Source organism: Streptomyces sp. NBRC 109706 (assembly GCF_000974485.1).
Classification (GTDB): Bacteria; Actinomycetota; Actinomycetes; order Streptomycetales; family Streptomycetaceae; genus Streptomyces.
The window spans coordinates 58,215-74,835 of sequence record NZ_BBOM01000012.1 but is presented as its reverse complement, the minus strand read 5'-3'; the positions used below and the strand labels follow the sequence as shown (position 1 = coordinate 74,835).

14 protein-coding genes are annotated in these 16,621 nt (G+C 73.7%); 5 read left to right on the top strand and 9 right to left on the bottom strand.

All coding sequences use genetic code 11. From position 1 onward, the window contains the following. Nucleotides 1-41: 41 nt before the first annotated feature. The 7 genes from AOM46_RS27730 to AOM46_RS27700 all read right to left on the bottom strand — a co-directional run bounded on the left by AOM46_RS27730 (nt 42) and on the right by AOM46_RS27700 (nt 7,288). A complete protein-coding gene (locus AOM46_RS27730; protein WP_062216420.1) occupies nt 42-866 on the bottom strand; it encodes an ABC transporter ATP-binding protein in 825 nt (274 codons plus the stop codon). A 1-nt stretch (nt 867) separates the two neighbouring features. Next, nucleotides 868-1,926: an iron chelate uptake ABC transporter family permease subunit gene (locus AOM46_RS27725; protein WP_062216418.1), complete on the bottom strand. Its 1,059-nt coding sequence runs from the start codon at nt 1,924-1,926 to the stop codon at nt 868-870. Further along, a complete protein-coding gene (locus AOM46_RS27720; protein ID WP_078857248.1) occupies nt 1,923-3,026 on the bottom strand; it encodes an iron ABC transporter permease in 1,104 nt (367 codons plus the stop codon). The genes AOM46_RS27725 and AOM46_RS27720 overlap by 4 nt, the downstream gene beginning before the upstream one ends. Nucleotides 3,027-3,199: 173 nt before the next feature. Further along, nucleotides 3,200-3,529 carry a hypothetical protein gene (locus AOM46_RS27715; protein ID WP_062216416.1) on the bottom strand — a complete coding sequence of 110 codons (330 nt, stop codon included), beginning with the start codon at nt 3,527-3,529 and terminating at the stop codon, nt 3,200-3,202. Nucleotides 3,530-3,635: 106 nt separating this feature from the next. Beyond that, a complete protein-coding gene (locus tag AOM46_RS27710) occupies nt 3,636-4,565 on the bottom strand; it encodes a hypothetical protein (protein ID WP_062216414.1) in 930 nt (309 codons plus the stop codon). 267 nt (nt 4,566-4,832) lie between these two features. Continuing rightward, the gene (locus tag AOM46_RS27705) at nt 4,833-6,041 is read right to left on the bottom strand and encodes an acetyl-CoA C-acetyltransferase (protein ID WP_062216413.1); all 1,209 of its coding nucleotides are present in this window, start codon (nt 6,039-6,041) and stop codon (nt 4,833-4,835) included. Between the two features lie 125 nt (nt 6,042-6,166). Continuing rightward, nucleotides 6,167-7,288, bottom strand: coding sequence for an SGNH/GDSL hydrolase family protein (locus AOM46_RS27700; RefSeq protein ID WP_067226643.1), 1,122 nt, complete (start codon nt 7,286-7,288; stop codon nt 6,167-6,169). Between the two features lie 133 nt (nt 7,289-7,421). Between AOM46_RS27700 and AOM46_RS27695 the strand changes: the two genes are divergently transcribed. After that, nucleotides 7,422-8,804 carry a cystathionine beta-synthase gene (locus tag AOM46_RS27695; RefSeq protein ID WP_062216411.1) on the top strand — a complete coding sequence of 461 codons (1,383 nt, stop codon included), beginning with the start codon at nt 7,422-7,424 and terminating at the stop codon, nt 8,802-8,804. Nucleotides 8,805-9,113: 309 nt separating this feature from the next. Here the strand turns inward: AOM46_RS27695 and AOM46_RS27690 are convergent, their stop codons facing one another. After that, entirely contained in the window at nt 9,114-9,551 is a 438-nt protein-coding gene (locus AOM46_RS27690) for a hypothetical protein (protein WP_062216409.1), read from the bottom strand. A 141-nt stretch (nt 9,552-9,692) separates the two neighbouring features. On the opposite strand from AOM46_RS27690, the gene AOM46_RS27685 reads away from it, so the two are divergent. Next, nucleotides 9,693-10,556, top strand: coding sequence for a MurR/RpiR family transcriptional regulator (locus AOM46_RS27685; RefSeq protein WP_062216407.1), 864 nt, complete (start codon nt 9,693-9,695; stop codon nt 10,554-10,556). A 23-nt stretch (nt 10,557-10,579) separates the two neighbouring features. Here AOM46_RS27685 and AOM46_RS27680 read toward each other — a convergent pair whose 3' ends face one another. Next, on the bottom strand, nt 10,580-11,887 hold the full coding sequence (locus AOM46_RS27680) for a diaminopimelate decarboxylase (protein WP_062216405.1): 1,308 nt from the start codon (nt 11,885-11,887) through the stop codon (nt 10,580-10,582). A 208-nt stretch (nt 11,888-12,095) separates the two neighbouring features. On the opposite strand from AOM46_RS27680, the gene hutU reads away from it, so the two are divergent. The 3 genes from hutU to AOM46_RS27665 are packed head-to-tail and all read left to right on the top strand — an operon-like array spanning nt 12,096 to nt 16,494. Next, entirely contained in the window at nt 12,096-13,898 is a 1,803-nt protein-coding gene (gene hutU, locus AOM46_RS27675; RefSeq protein ID WP_078857247.1) for a urocanate hydratase, read from the top strand. After that, complete coding sequence (locus AOM46_RS27670) at nt 13,895-15,151, top strand: allantoate amidohydrolase (protein ID WP_062216402.1); 1,257 nt, start codon at nt 13,895-13,897, stop codon at nt 15,149-15,151. Before hutU ends, AOM46_RS27670 begins: the two co-directional genes overlap by 4 nt. Next, on the top strand, nt 15,142-16,494 hold the full coding sequence (locus AOM46_RS27665) for a formimidoylglutamate deiminase (protein ID WP_062216400.1): 1,353 nt from the start codon (nt 15,142-15,144) through the stop codon (nt 16,492-16,494). Before AOM46_RS27670 ends, AOM46_RS27665 begins: the two co-directional genes overlap by 10 nt. Nucleotides 16,495-16,621: the final 127 nt, after the last annotated feature.

Below are 16,621 nucleotides of genomic sequence, written 5' to 3'. Positions count from 1 at the left end.
GGGTGTGAGGGGAATTGAGGGGTGGAACGGGCGGCCGGCCGTCAGGGCCGTTCCCCGGTGGCCGCGATGGCGTCGCTTCGGCCACCTCGGCGGCGTTCGGGCACAAACAGCGGGCGACCGGTCACCGGATCGGTCAGGATGCGGCAGTCCAGGTCGAAGACGGTCCGGACGAAGTCCTCGGTGACCACGGCGTCGGGCGCGCCCTCGGCCATCACCCGGCCGTCGCGCAGCGCCACCAGATGGTGGGCGTGCCGGCACGCCTGGTTGAGATCGTGCAGCACGACCACGATGGTGCGGTCGCCCCTGGCGTGCAGTTCCTCGAGCAGCTCCATGATCTCGACCTGGTAGGCCACGTCCAGATAGGTGGTGGGCTCGTCCAGGAGCAGCACGTCGGTCTCCTGGGCGATGGCCATGGCGATCCACACCCGCTGCCGCTGGCCGCCGGACAGCTCGTCCACATAGCGCCCGCGCAGCGATTCGGCGCCGGTGTCGCGCAGCGCCCGGTCGACCGCGGCCTGGTCCCGTTCCGACCACTGCGCCAGCCAACTCTGGTGCGGATAGCGGCCCCTGGCCACCAGATCCTCGACGAGCAGCCCGGCCGGCGTCGGCGGGCTCTGCGCCAACAGGCCGATCTGCCGGGCCAGTTCCCGGGGCGGCAGCTGCCAGACGGAGCGGCCGTCCAACAGCACCGTGCCGTCGGTCGGGCGCTGGAGCCGGGCGAGCGCCCGCAACAGGGTCGACTTGCCACAGCCGTTGGGGCCGACCAGCGCCGTGATCCGGCCGGGCGGGATCGTCAGGTCGAGCCCCTCGACGACCGGCCGGCCGTCATAGGCGACGCTGGCCGCCCGCACCTCCAGCAGGCCCATGTCAGGCCACCTCCCCGTGGCGGTTGGCTCGGATCAGCAGATAGAGGAAGTAGGGGCCGCCCAGCAGCGGGGTGACCACACCGAGTGGAACAACGACCGGCAGCGCGTGTTGGGCGAGCAGATCCGAGCCCAGCACCAGCGCGGCGCCGACCGCCATGGCCACCGGCAGCACCTCGGGGGTGTCGGCCCGGCACAGCCGTCGCGCCAGGTGCGGCGCCAGAAAGGCGACAAAGGCGACCGGTCCGCAGACCGCCACCGCGCCGGCCGCCAGCAGCGTCGCGACGACCAGCGCGGCGGCCCGGGTGGCGGTGGTCCGCACCCCGACGGAACGGGCCGCCTCCTCGCCGAGCCGGAGCGCCACCAGCGGCCGGCGCAGCGCCAGCGCCGCCGGCACCAGCAGGGCCAGCAGGACGCCCAGGAAGAGCGCGCGGTCGGAGTCCGCCCCGTAGAGCGAGCCGATCATCCACACCGTGGCCGCCTGCACCTGCCCGATATCGCCCTGGACCAGCGCGAAGGCGACGCCCGCCCGACACAGCGCGTCGACCCCGATCCCGACCAGCACCAGACGGTAGGGCGACAGGCCACGGCCGCGCGAACAGAGCACCGCCAGCAGCGCGGCGGTCAGCGCGCCGAGGAAGGCACCGGGGGGCAGGGTGGACCAGGAGCCGCCGAAGAGCACCAGGGAGCCCACCGCGACCAGGGCGGCACCGCTGTTGACGCCGAGGATGTCGGGGGAGACCAGCGGATTGCGCGCATAGCTCTGGAAGAGCGCGCCGGAGAGCCCGAGGGCCGCGCCGACCGCCAGCGCGCACAGCACCCTGGGCAGCACGAACTCGCCGACCACCAGCCGCTCCCCGGCGTCGCCGCCACCGGTCAGGGTGCGCACCACATCGCCGAGGTCGAGCCGGGGGGCGCCCCACGTCACCCCGTACAGGCCGAGCAGACAGAGCAGCGGGACGGCGCAGCCGAGCACCAGCGACGTCCTGGGGTTGAACCGGCGGGAGAGGCCGCCGGACCGGCCGATCCGCAGCACCAACGGGTCGTTCAGGGGGTTTCTCATGTCGCCACCAGGCGGCGCCGCCGGGCCAACAGCAGGAAGACGGGGGCGCCGACCACCGCCGTGCAGACGCCGACCAGGATCTCCCGGGGGGCCAGCAACGTCCGGGCCGCGATATCGGCGGCCACCATCAGGGCCGCGCCGTAGAGCGCGCAGTAGCCCAGCAGCCAGCGGTAGTCGTTGCCGGTGACCAGCCGGGCCATATGCGGCACCACCAGGCCGACGAAGCCGATCGGCCCGGCCAGGGCGACCGCGCCGCCGGCCAGCAGCACCACGGCCGCCGCCAGCAGCAGCCGCAGCCGTGCCACCCGCAGCCCCAGCGCCCGCGCCTGCTCCTCGCCGAGCACCAGTACGTTCACCGCGCGGCCCGAGCTCAGCGCGACCACCAGGCCCAGCAGGACATGGGGCAGGACCGGCCAGAGCACATCGAGGCCGCGCCCCGCGAGGGAGCCGACCATCCAGAACCGCATCTGATCCAGGCTGCGTTGGTCGAGCACCAGAATCGTCGAGGTCACCGAGGAGAAGAGCGCAGCCAGTACCGCACCGGCCAGGGTGACCTTGACCGGCGTCATGCCGCCCGTCCCGGCGGCGCCGACGCCGTAGACCGCGACGGCCGCCAACGCCGCGCCGGCGAAGGCGAACCACACATAGCCGGCCGGGGTGCCGACACCGAAGACCAGGATGGCGGTCACCACGGCCAGGCAGGCGCCGGCGTTCACACCGAGGATGCCGGGGTCGGCCAGCGGGTTGCGGGTGACGGCCTGCATCAGCGCCCCCGCCGTGGCCAACGCGGCGCCCACCGTCATCGCGAGGGCGAGACGGGGCAGCCGGATGCCGCTGACCCGGACGTGTTGGAGGGTGTCTTCGGCGCCGGTCAACGCCTGCCAGACGGTGCGTGGGCCGATGAACTCGCTGCCCAGCATCAGGCCGCAGGCCAGCAGGAGCGGTAACAGCAGCAGCCCGACCAGCAGTCCGACGCCTCTGGCCCGCCGGGATCCCGACCGTGTCGGGGATTCCGACGTTCTTCGCGTTCGGACAGATTCGGCGGCCGCCGGCGGCTGGACGGGGCGCGTCGGCCGTGCTGGCGCATCGCGTTCTCCCATGGCGCACACGCGCTGGTCCCCCCGGTCGAAACTGAGTTAAGGCAAGGCTTACCTTAACCGCTCCGTCGGGCGGGTCACAGGGGAACGCTCGCCCCGCTCTTCGCGGAAGTGAACGCTGCCCAAGGGTACTTGGCGGGGCCTGCCCCGGCGACGTCCACCCGTCGGACGGTCCCTCAGACCCGGAACGCGGCCAACACCGCCAGCGCCTCCGACAGTTCGCGCCGGGCGCGCTCCTCGTCCGTCGACTCCTCGATGGCGCGGGCGAGATCGTGCCCGGTCACCGTGATCTGGTCGCCGACCGCCCAGAGGCCGACGTCCGGGACGCGTCGGGTCCCGCCGCCGCAGGGGCGCTCCAGAAGCTGTGCCCTGCGGGTGAGTTCGTCGGCCAGCGCCCGGCCCTCGGCGGCGGCGCCGCGCCGCAGGCGGCTCTCCGGCAGCCGTCGCAACCGTTCGACGGCCCGCTCAAGGGCCGCGTTCAGCTCAGCCGTGTCCACCCCGTCCATGACCGCCTCCTCGCTCGACCAAGGAGCATCCCACGCGACCGCGCGCCGCTCACTCGCCGGCTCGCTCGCCGGCCGGCCGCCGGTCGGTCTCCGCCTCGGTCCCCGGTCAGTCGCTCGGCTGGGACGAGGCCACCACCCGGTCGGCCAGCAGATAGACGTTCTCCTCGTCGCCGCAGGAGAATGTCAGCGTGTAGGCGCCGGAGACGGACGATCCGCCCATCAGCACCGGGGGTTCGCCCAGGCGCAGGGACTCGGCCAGCCGCTCGGCGGCCTCCTGGTGGCTGGGGCTCAGACAGAGCGTGGTGCCGTCGGCGAAGAGAAGGACGTCCAGCGTGCCCAGCGGCCCCGGCCGCACATCCGTCAGCGGGACCCGGGACTCGGCGAGCCGGGAGAGCCGGTCGGCCGTGTAGCCGGGATCGTGGGGACGCGGACGGCCGCCCGGCGTCGAGCGGTCCACGGGCTCCCCGGAGAGCGTGAAGCCGGGGTGCGAGGGATGCCGGCGGCGGGCCGCGGCCAGCTCGGGGGACTCCTCGCCGTCCTGGCCACGCGGCGCGCGCGGCGGCTCGACGGGGCCCTCCAGGTCCAGGGCGTCCTCCGGGCCCTCGTCCTCCTGACGCGGGATGAAGACCACGCCCTCGGCCGCGCTCGGCGGCAGCGCGGAATCGCTCAGCAGATAGCGCTCCAGCAGCGCGTCCAGCAGCTCCTCGTCCGCGTCGGCCACCACATAGCTCAGCCCCCGGCCGGCCAGCAGCGACCCGGGGCCCTGGTCCTCCTTGGCGTCCTGCTCGGCCCAGTACGCCCTGGCCTCGGCCAGCTCGCGCTCCCGCTCGTCGGCCAGCGCCTTGGCGACGGCGCCCCGGATCGCTTCGGGCGGCAGCTCCGCCCTGGCCTCCGGCACCCGGGCCTGGCCGGCGGCCACCTCGGCGCGCAGCGCGGCCAGCTCCTCGCGCAGCGCGCGCACGGTGTACAGGGCCAGGGCGCCCAGGGCTACGGCGGTGCCTGAGGTCACCAGCAGGATGACGGATATGGCGCTCACGGACTCGCTCCCAGTGCTGATTGGTCCCTGACTTCTTATCTCAGGTTTCCGGGGCGCGGACACGGCGTGCAGTGCAAAACGTCATGAAGTGGACAGGTATTTGGTCCCTTACGCGCCCCCCTGACGTCCCTGACCAGGCCATTCCATCGCGTGAACGGGCATGGATCACATCCCGGGCCCGCTTCGGTATCGCCCGGATATACCGACCGGCCGCCGGCCGCCCGCCGGCGTGCGCCCCCCTGCCCGGGGGCGCGGGGGGCGGCTGGGTCAGCTGAGGCGCTCCAGCACCATGGCCATGCCCTGCCCGCCGCCGACGCACATGGTCTCAAGCCCGAACTGCTTGTCGTGCCAGCTCAGCGAGTTGATCAAGGTGGCGGTGATCCGGGCGCCCGTCATGCCGAACGGATGGCCGACGGCGATGGCGCCCCCGTTCACGTTGAGCCGGTCGATATCGATGCCCAGCTCGCGGTAGGAGGGGATCACCTGCGCGGCGAACGCCTCGTTGATCTCCACCAGATCGATGTCGTCGATGGTCAGCCCGGCGTTGGCCAGCGCGCGCCGGGACGCCTCCACCGGGCCGAGCCCCATGATCTCGGGGGAGAGCCCCGAGACGCCGGTGGCGACCACCCGGGCCAGCGGGGTGATGCCCAGCTCCCTGGCCCTGGTGTCGGACATCACCACCAGGGCGGCGGCCCCGTCGTTCAGTGGGCAGCAGTTGCCCGCCGTGACCAGGCCGTCCGGGCGGAAGACCGGCCGCAGCGCGGCGACCGCCTCCGCCGTGACCCCGGCGCGCGGTCCGTCGTCCGCGCCGACCACCGTGCCCTTCGGGGTGGTGACCGGGGTGATCTCGCGCTGCCAGAAGCCGTTCGCGATGGCTTGCTCGGCGAGGTTCTGCGAGCGCACCCCGAACGCGTCCATCTCCGCGCGGCTGATCCCCTTGTGGCGGGCCAGGTTCTCCGCCGTCTGCCCCATCGCGATGTAGATATCGGGCAGTTGGCCGTCCTCGCGCGGATCGTGCCAGCCCTCGCCACCGTGCTCGGCGCGGTGCGCGGTCCGCGCCTCGGCCTCGGCGAAGAGCGGGTTGTGGGTCTCGGGCGCCTCCCTGACCAGCCGGGACACCGTCTCGACCCCGGCCGAGACAAAGACGTCGCCCTCGCCGGCGCGGATCGCGTGCAGCGCCATCCTGGTGGTCTGGAGCGAGGAGGCGCAGTAGCGGGTGATGGTGCAACCGGGCAGCCGGTCGAGCCCGAGCTGAACGGCCACCACCCGGCCCAGATTGCTCCCCTGCTCGCCGGACGGGGTGCCGCAGCCGAGCATCAGATCGTCGATATCGGCGGGATCCAGCTGCGGCACCTGATCCAGCGCGGCGCGCACCACCTGCGCCGTCAGATCATCCGGACGCAGCTCCCTGAGCGAGCCCTTCACCGCACGTCCGATGGGCGAACGGGCCGCTGAGACGATGACTGCTTCGGGCACGGCTTCCTCCGGGAACGAGCGGGGCGAGCGGAACGGGCGGGACGAGCGGGATGAACGGGATGAACGCGGTGGACGGGGCCCGGTGTGGCACCCCCCTCGAAGTTACCCGCAGGTACGGCGAGCTGTCACGGGCTCGCCTGCCGGCTGTGCCCCGACCCGCCGCCTGCCGGCGCGCTCGGCACCTCCTCCACCCGCTCGCCACTGCCCCGCTCGCCGCCCTCTCGCGCGGCGTCGTCCCGCTGGTGTTCCGCCGTCTCCTCCGGCAGCGCGCGCCGGCGATGGCGCTTGAGGAGCGCCCAGGGCGCGCGTCGGTTGCCGCGCTCCGCCGAGCTGACCTCCGTGCCCCCTTCGAGCACCGCGCGCGCCGCCGCCCGGTCCACCGGGAGCAGCCGCTCGCGGCGCGGCAGCCCGGGCCGCCGCTCCTCCGGCCAGACGCCCAACGCGGCGCAGAGCGTGGGCAGTACGGCCATCGACGCCGTGGCATAGCCGGCGGCCGACGGGTGGTAGCGGTCAGGACCGAACAACTCGCGCGGATGGGCGGCGAACTCGGGGCCGAGCAGCGTGCCCAGGGACACCGTGCGCCCGCCCAGCTCCACCACCGCGATGGTCTGCGCCGCCGCCAGCTGGCGGCAGAGCCGGCGGGCCACCCAGCGCAACGGCTGCCCGACCGGCTCGACCGAGCCCAGATCGGGGCAGGTGCCCACCACCACCTGACAGCCCGCGGTGCGCAACCGGGAGACGGCGTCGGAGAGATGACGCACCGACTGGGCCGGCGAGACCCGACCGGTGATGTCGTTGGCGCCGATCATGATCACGCACACATCCGGCACCGGCGCCCGCCCCGGCTCGGTGAGCAGCAGCGACACCTGGCGCTCCAGATCGTGGGATCTGGCCCCGGAGAGCGCCACGCTGTGCAGCTCGACCGGACGTTCGCAGACCGCGGCAAGACCCGAGGCCAGCAGCGCCCCCGGCGTCTGCCGCGCCTGCTCGACGCCGAGGCCGGCGGCGGTGGAGTCGCCCAGGATCGCCAGCCGCCAGGGCACGCCGTTCGAGGGGGCGAAGGCCATGCCGTACACCCCGTCGGCCACCGGCGGTTCGTCACCGCTGGCCCCGCCGACCACCTGCCGCCTGGCGTATCTGGCCTCGGTGAGGAGCAGGCCCACGGCGGCGCCCCCCAGCAGGCTGATGCCGCCGCCCCCGTAGGCCGCAGCCGTCGCGATTCTTCGTGCCACCCGCGCCCTGGACATCCCTGGCAACTGCCTCTCGTCGTCGCACCCCGTCACTTGTGTGGTGCCCAACACGACGCACCGCGCAACGCAATAGGGTGCTGTTCCATCGCCGTCAACAGCGGAAGAACCCCCCTGATATGCGGAGACCCAGGTGCAGTATCACGAGTCGATGATCGAACTGATCGGCAACACCCCGCTGGTCAGACTCAACCGAGTGACCGAGGGCATCGAGGCCACCGTGCTCGCGAAGGTCGAGTACTTCAATCCCGGCGGGTCGGTGAAGGACCGGATCGCCGTGCGGATGATCGAGGCCGCCGAACGCTCGGGAGCCCTGCGCCCCGGAGGCGTGATCGTGGAGCCCACCTCGGGCAACACCGGTGTCGGACTGGCCATCGTGGCCCAACAGAAGGGCTACCGCTGCGTCTTCGTCTGCCCGGACAAGGTCTCAACCGACAAGATCAACGTGCTGCGGGCCTATGGCGCCGACGTGGTGGTCTGCCCCACGGCGGTCGACCCCGAACATCCGGACTCCTACTACAACGTGTCGGACCGGCTGGTCCGGGAGACGCCGGGAGCCTGGAAGCCGGACCAGTACAGCAATCCGGACAACCCCCGTTCCCACTACGAGACCACGGGTCCCGAGCTGTGGGAGCAGACCGGGGGCCGGATCACCCACTTCGTCGCCGGCGTCGGCACCGGTGGCACCATCTCCGGCACCGGCCGCTACCTCAAGGAGGCCAGCGAGGGACGGGTCCGGGTGGTCGGCGCCGACCCCGAGGGCTCGGTCTACTCGGGCGGCTCGGGACGGCCGTACCTGGTGGAGGGCGTGGGCGAGGACTTCTGGCCGGACGCCTATGACCGTGGGGTGGCCGACGAGATCGTCGCCGTCTCGGACAAGGACTCCTTCCAGATGACCCGCCGGCTGGCCCGCGAGGAGGGCCTGCTGGTCGGCGGCTCCTGCGGGATGGCCGTGGTGGGCGCGCTGGAGGTGGCCCGCCGGCTCGGTCCCGACGATGTGGTGGTGGTGCTGCTGCCGGACAGCGGGCGCGGCTATCTGAGCAAGATCTTCAACGACGAGTGGATGGCCGACTACGGCTTCCTGGAGGGGGGCGAGCCCGCGACCCGCGTCGCCGACGTGCTGCGCGGCAAGGACGGCGGCCTGCCGTCGCTGGTGCATATGCACCCGGACGAGACGGTGGGCGAGGCGATCGAGGTGCTGCGCGAGTACGGCGTCTCCCAGATGCCGGTGGTCAAGCCGGGGGCCGGGCACCCGGACGTGATGGCCGCCGAGATCGTCGGCTCGGTCGTCGAACGGGAGCTGCTGGACGCGCTGTTCGCCCAGCGGGCCGCGCTGGAGGACCCGTTGGACAAGCATCTGAGCGCGCCGCTGCCGCATGTCGGGTCCGGCGAGCCGGTCGCCGATCTGATGGCCACCCTGCAGGACGCGGACGCCGCCGTGGTTCTGGTGGACGGCAAGCCGGCCGGCGTCGTCAGCCGCCAGGACCTGCTGGCGTTCCTGGCCGGGAAGAACTGAGCGCGGCGCCCGGCCTCCCCGACCCTCCCGAGGAGGCCGGCGCGCCGGTCGCCCAACGGAACCCGAAGTGTCACGGCTGGGCAACGCGTCGTTAACACCGCTCCGGCAGAGTTCTCGGTGTCGGCACCAAGGACCTCCGGAGCGGCTCCCGGACCTCCCTGGTCGCCCGGACACGAGGCCCCGACCCGGCCCGTGTCCCCGCGGGGACCGCCGTCGTCCCGCCCTCGGCCTCAAGCCGGGGTGCGGCGGTCCCCGCCAACTTCTTCTCCCGGCCCTGGCGGCCCATCCGGCCCTGGCGGGCCCAGACACCTAGTCCCAGTCGGACTTCTTCTGCTCGTCGCCGCCGCGCAGCAGCGTGTGGCCGAGGAAGCAGGCGTTGACGCCGACGACGCCCGTCCAGCAGACCAGGAGGCCGGCAAGGCCGGTCTGGGCGGCGGCGATGGCGGACAGCGGAATGGCCAGCACCAGGGAGAGCGCCGCCAGGCCGAAGGCGACGCCGGGGCCCTGGGTGTCGGCGCTGCCGGGCGGCCGGCCGCCCCTGGCGATCACCATCTGTTGCTCGGCGACCTGACGCCGCACCCGCTTGTCCACCGTGCTGTCGATGCGCTGCTCGACCTTCTCCAGGAAGGAGTCCACCAGCTCGGACTCGTACCCCTCGCCCAGCTCCCTGCGTGTCTGCACGGCGGCTTCGAGGTCCCGCTTCAGGTCGGAGTCCCGGTTCAGCTCCGGATCGCGCCCACTCGTCATACGTCCACGCTACGGCGCCCAGGACCCGGCCCGCACTAGGGGTAACCCCCCATTTGTCGGGAGGGCCAGCCCGAGGCCCGTTGCCGGCTGTCGAGGCCGACGGCTGGCCCCGTTGTCGGTGCCGCTGCCTAGACTGACGCGGTGAGTGAGGCGAGCGCGCGCTTGGCAGGGCTGTTCGACGGGCGTCGGCTGACGCCCACCCAACGGCGTATCGCCCAGGTGGTCGTGCGGCGGGCCGAGGAGGCGCCGTTTCTCTCCAGCGTCGAGTTGGCGGAGCTGGCGGGGGTGAGCCAGCCGTCGGTCACCCGGTTCGCCGTGGCGCTGGGGTTCGACGGCTATCCGGCGCTCCGGCGGCGGCTGCGCGAGGCGCTGCACGACGGCCGCGCCGCCGGGGTCCCGGACGCCGAGGGCAGGGCCCCCGGCGGCGCGGAGCCGAACGGGTACCAGCAGGCGGTGCTCGCCGAGATCGAGCAGCTGCGGCGGCTGGTGTCCTGGCTCGGGGAGCCGGAGCGTCTTGAGCGGGCCGGCCGGCTGCTCGCGGCCTCGCGGCCGCTGCCGGTGCTGGGGTTGCGCGCGGCGGCTGCGGAGGCGGCCGGTTTCGCCTACTTCGCGGCCAAGGTGCATCCGGATGTGCGCCTGCTCGACGAGGGCGGCTCGCTGCTGGCCGACCGTATCGAGCAGGCCGCCGACGCCGGGGCGACCGCGCTGCTCTGCTTCGCGCTGCCCCGCTACCCGCGCGAGCTGGTCGAGGCGCTGGGGGTGGCGCGGGCCGCCGGGCTGACCCTGGTGACGGTGGCCGACAGCGTGCTGGCGCCCGTCGCCGACCCCGCCGACCTGCTGTTCACGGCCCCGGTGAGCACCGCGCTCTCGTTCGACACGGCCTGTGCCCCGATGCTGCTCGGGCGGGCGCTGCTGGAGGCGATGTGCGACGCGCTGCCGGCGGCCCAGACCCGCCTGGAGCGGTTCGACGCCAGGGCCGCCGACCGGCAGGTCTTCTGGGACTGAGGACCCCCGTCGGCGCCGTCGGCCTACAGCGATCCGCCGGACTCCTCGACCAGCTCCTCCAGCGTCTGCGCCCGCCGCAGCGGGGTGAACACGGCCGGCCCGGTGCCGTCCACGGTGAAGCCGTAGACGGCCGGTCGCGGCAGCGCGTTGTAGCCGAAGGGCGTGGAGAAGTAGTAGGCGCCGGTGTCCAGCAGGGCCACCACATCGCCGGGGCGCAGCCGGGGCAGCGGGCGGTCGATGGCGACCAGGTCGCCGGCGAAGCAGCACGGCCCGGCGACGTCCTGCCGGACGGCGGGCTCGGCGCTGGGCGCGCCCTTCGCGTCATAGACCGCGACCCGCAGCGGCCAGGAGGCCGGCGCGAACACGGTGCGCACCGCGACCTGGGCGCCGGCGTGGGTGACCGCGATCGGCCGTCCGCCGGCCTCCTTGGTGTACTCGACCCGGGCCACCACCGCGCCCGCCTTGGCCAGCAGCGACCGGCCGAACTCCGTGACCAGGCCGTAGCGGCCGTCGAACAGCCCGGGGACGGTGTCCCGCAACAGCCGGGCGTACTCGGCGAAGCCGGGGGTGATCTCGTCGGAGTCGAAGTTGACCGGGAGTCCGCCGCCGATGTCCAGGGTGTCGATCCGCCGCTCGCCGGCCGCCGCGTTGATCTCCTCGGCCAGTTCGTAGCTCTCCCGCACGCCCTCCGCCATCCGGGCGAGGGCCATGCCCTGCGAGCCCACATGGCAGTGCAGCCGGGTCAGCCAGGGGCGGTCCAGGAAGGCGCGCACCACCCAGTCGCGCGCCCCCGGATCGCGCAGGGCGACGCCGAACTTGCTGGTCGCGGTCGCGGTGCTCATCGCGTCGATGGTGCCGCCGCCCAGCTGCGGGTTGATCCGCAAGCCCACCGGGCCGTGCCCGGGATGCTCGGGCACCAGCGCGTCCAACCGGGCGAGTTCCTGTGGGTTGTCGGCGTTCATGGCGATGCCCAGGCGCAGCGCCTCACGCAGTTCGGCCTCCGTCTTGGCCGGCGAGTCGAGGACGATGCGGTCCGGGGCGAGCCCGGCGCGGCGCGCCAGGGCCAGCTCTCCGGGGCTGGCCACCTCGCTGCCGATGCCGAACCCGTCCAGCAGGCGCAGCACCGGCACCAGCGTGCCGGCCTTGACCGCGAAGGTGTGCAGGACCGGCTGACCGGGCGCGGTGACCGCATCGAAGGCAGCATGGAGAGCGGCGGTGGTCTCCTGGACGCTCCTGAGGTCGAGCAGGGCGGCCAGGGGCTGGTCGTCGGTGAGAAGGCCGTGGGCGAGCAGGGCCCGCACGGCGTGGTCGCGTCGGCTCGGAGGCTCCATGGGTCCAGCGAAACATGCCGGGCGGCGCGGCGGCAGGGAGCACAACGGGACGGAGCGGACGGCGGAGCGGACCGAGGAGCGGATTGAGGCGCGGATCGAGAGGCGGATCGAGAGGCGCAACCCCCGGGCGGTCGCGGGCGGTTGTTGACTGAAAGTATTCAGCCTTAGAGTGGGTGAATATCCCGACCACATCGGGGAGGCGTGGGCCATGGCAGGACCAACGGCATCGGGACCGACGACATCGGGACCGGCCGCATCGGGACCGACAGCATCGGGACCGGCCGCATCCGCGGACCCGAGGCGACCAGCGGGGCCGAGACCCGTGCGCGCGGCCACCGGGACCAGGCTCTCCACCCGGGGCTGGCCCCAGGAGGCCGCGCTCCGCATGTTGCAGAACAACCTCGATCCCGAGGTGGCCGAACACCCCGACGAGCTGGTGGTCTACGGCGGCACGGGCAAGGCCGCCAGGGACTGGCGTTCCTTCGACGCCATCGTGACCACCCTGCGCACCCTGCGGGACGACGAGACGCTGTTGGTGCAGTCGGGGCGACCGGTGGGCGTGCTGACCACCCATGAGTGGGCCCCCAGGGTGCTGATCGCCAACTCCCACCTGGTCGGCGACTGGGCCAACTGGGAGGAGTTCCGCCGCCTGGAGAGCCTGGGCCTGACCATGTACGGCCAGATGACGGCCGGTTCCTGGATCTATATCGGCACCCAGGGCATCCTCCAGGGCACCTATGAGACGTTCGCCGCCGTGGCCGCCAAACGCTTCGGCGGCAGCCTGGCCGGCACCCTCACGCTGACCGCCGGGCTCGGCGGCATGGGCGGCGCCCAACCGCTGGCCGTCACCATGAACGGCGGGGTCGCGCTCTGCGTGGACTGCGACCCCAGGGCCATCGTCCGGCGCATCGAACACGGCTATCTCGACGTCCAGGCCACCTCGCTCGACGAGGCGCTGTCGCTGGCGGAACGGGCCCGACAGGAGCGCCGGGCGCTCTCCATCGGCCTGCTGGGGAACGCGGCCGACGTGCTGCCCCAGGTGCTCTCGATGGGCGCGCCGGTCGACATCGTCACCGACCAGACAAGCGCTCACGACCCGCTGAGCTATCTGCCGTCGGGCGTGGACCTGTCGGAGATGGCGGACTTCGCCGCCCGGCGCCCGGCCGAGTTCACCGAGCGGGCCAGGGAGTCGATGGCCCGACACGTGGCGGCCATGGTCGGCTTCCAGGACGCCGGCGCCGAGGTCTTCGACTATGGCAACTCCATCCGGGGCGAGGCCCAACTCGCGGGCTACGAACGCGCCTTCGCCTTCCCGGGGTTTGTCCCCGCCTATATCAGGCCGCTGTTCTGCGAGGGACAGGGACCGTTTCGCTGGGCCGCGCTCAGCGGCGACCCCAAGGACATCGCGGCCACCGACCGGGCGGTGCTCGACCTCTTCCCCGAGAACGAGTCGCTGGCCAGATGGCTGCGGCTGGCGGGGGAGCGGGTGCGCTTCCAGGGGCTGCCGGCGCGGATCTGCTGGCTGGGACACGGCGAACGCGCCAGGGCCGGGGAACGGTTCAACGAGATGGTGGCCGCCGGGGAGTTGGCGGCGCCGGTGGTGATCGGCCGGGACCACCTGGACTGCGGTTCGGTCGCCTCGCCCTACCGGGAGACCGAGGGAATGCTCGACGGCTCGGACGCCATCGCGGACTGGCCCATGCTCAACGCCATGGTCAATGTCGCCTCCGGGGCCTCCTGGGTCTCGCTGCACCACGGCGGGGGCGTCGGCATGGGGCGTTCGCTGCACGCGGGGCAGGTCACCGTGGCCGACGGCACCCGGCTGGCCGGGGAGAAGCTGCACCGGGTGCTCACCAACGACCCGGGCATGGGCGTCATCCGCCATGTCGACGCCGGGTACGAACGCGCCGAGGAGGTCGCCGAACGGGACGGGGTGCGCGTGCCCATGCGGGAGACGGCGCCGCCGGACGCCGAAGCCGGGGCGGCCGGCGCCGCGGGGGCGGCGCGATGACGGCGGGGCGGCCGGCCGAGGGCACCGGCGGCGCCGCCGCCCCGGGCGCCGAGGCGTTCGCCGCGCTGTGGGACGGGCTCGCCCCCATCGGACGGCACCCGACGACCGGCGGCTACCGCCGCTACGCCTGGACGGCCGTCGACGCCGAGCTGCGCGCCTGGTTCCGCGCCCAGGCCGAGGCGCGCGGCCTCGACCACGAGGTGGACCGCAACGGCAACCAGTGGGCCTGGCTGGGCGATCCGGCGCTGGGCGACGCCGTGGTCACCGGCTCCCATCTGGACTCCGTGCCGGACGGCGGCGCCTTCGACGGCCCGCTCGGCGTCGCCTCGGCGTTCGCCGCGCTGGACGAGCTGCGGGCCAGGGGACGGACCGGCCGCCGGCCGCTGGGCGTGGTGGCCTTCGCCGACGAGGAGGGCGCCAGGTTCGGGGTGGCCTGCGTGGGCTCCCGGCTGGCCGTGGGCGCGCTGGAGCCCGAACGCGCCAGGGCGCTGCGCGACGCGGCCGGCACCACCCTGGCCGACGCCATGAGCGCCGCAGGACACGATCCGTTCGGGATCGGCCCCGACCCCGAACGCCTCGGCAGAATCGGCGTGTTCATCGAGCTGCATGTCGAACAGGGGCGGGCGTTGGTCGAGTTGGACCGGGCGGTGGGCGTCGGCTCGCTGATCTGGCCCCATGGCCGCTGGCGGTTCGACTTCCACGGCGAGGGCAACCACGCGGGGACCACCCGGCTGGCGGACCGCAGGGACCCCATGCTCACCTATGCGCACACCGTGCTGGCCGCCCGCAAGCGGGCCAGGCTCGGCGGGGCCCTCGCCACCTTCGGCAAGGTCACCGTGGAGCCGGGCGGGGTCAACGCGATCCCGTCCCAGGTGACCGGCTGGCTGGACGCGCGGGCACCCGAGGCCGACGCCCTGGAGGAGCTGGTCGCCGGCATCGAGGAGACCGCCAGGAACCGGGCCGGCCGGGACGGCGTGCGGCTCGGCGTGACCAGGGAGTCCCACACCGGGGCGCAGCGCTTCTCCCCGGCGCTCCGGGACAGCCTCGCGGCCCTCCTCGACGACGCGCCCGTCCTCCCCACGGGGGCGGGGCACGACGCCGGCATCCTCTCCGCCGTGCTGCCCACCGCCATGCTCTATGTGCGCAACCCGACCGGCGTCTCCCACGCGCCCGCCGAACACGCCGACCAACGGGACTGCGAGGCCGGAGTGGCCGCGCTCGCCGAGGTGTTGGAGGGGTTGGTATGTCGCTGACCGCACAGACGTACTGGGCCGAACACGCCACGCTCGGCGGCGTGGTGGAGCCGGGCGTGGTGATCGCCACCGCCGTCGACGGCACCATCACCGAGGTGCGCCCCGGGGTGCCGACGCCGCCCGTCGGCGCCGTCTCGCTGCGCGGGCTCACCATCCCCGGCCTCGCCAACGTGCACAGCCACGCCTTCCACCGCGCCCTGCGGGGCAGCGCCCAGGTCGGCGCCGGCACCTTCTGGACCTGGCGCAACGCCATGTACGAACTCTCCTCCCTGCTCGACCCCGACGGCTACCACGCGCTGGCCCGCGCCGTGTACGCCGAGATGGCCCTGGCCGGCATCACCTGCGTGGGCGAGTTCCACTATCTGCACCACCAGCCGGACGGCACGCCCTACGGGAACCCCAACGCGATGGGCGAGGCCCTGATCGCGGCGGCCGCCGACGCCGGCATCCGCATCACCCTCCTCGACACCTGCTATCTGGCCGCCGGCTTCGGCCGGCCACCGAGCCGCCCCCAGCGGCGCTTCGCCGACCGGACCGCGGACGCCTGGGCGGATCGGGCCGGCGCGCTGCGCGGCACCGACACGGCCCGGATCGGCGCGGCCATCCACTCGGTGCGGGCCGTGCCGGCCGAGGCGTTGGCCACCGTGGCCGACTGGGCCGCCCAGCGCGAGTGCCCGCTGCACGTCCACCTCTCCGAACAGCCGAGGGAGAACGAGGAGTGCCAGGCGGCCCACGGCCGCACCCCCACCCAACTCCTGGCCGACCACGGCGTGTTGACCCGACGGACCACCGCCGTGCACGCGACCCATCTGGAGCCGGGCGACCTGGCCCTGCTCGGCGGCGCAGGAACCGGCGCCTGCCTCTGCCCCACCACGGAACGCGATCTCGCGGACGGCATCGGCCCCGCCGGCGAACTGCGCGCCGCCGGCTGCCCGTTGAGCCTGGGCAGCGACAGCCATGCCGTGATCGACATCCTGGAGGAGGCACGCGCCCTGGAGACGGGGGAACGCCTGCGCAGCCATGTCCGGGGCCACTTCACCGCCGACCAACTGCTGCGCGCCGCCACCGAGCAGGGGCACGCGGCCCTGGGCTGGCCCGAGGCCGGCCGGCTGGAGGTGGGCGCGCTCGCCGACTTCGCCACCGTCTCCCTGGACACCGTGCGCACTTCGGGCCCGCCACCGCGCCTCGCCGTTCAGGCGGTGATCTTCGCCGCCACCGCGGCCGATGTGCGGCACACCGTGGTGGGCGGGCGGCATATCGTGCGCCACGGCAGCCACCAGCTGGTGCACGACACCCCGCGTGCCCTGCGCCGTGCCATCGCCGGTGTCCACGCCAACCTCTGACCGGCGCCGAGCCGGCGGCGAATCCCCGCCACCCCCGGCACACCCGCCACACCCGCCACACCCGGCACACCCGGCACACCCGGCACACCCGCCACCCCCGGCACCCCCGGCGCCGTCGGAGAAGCCG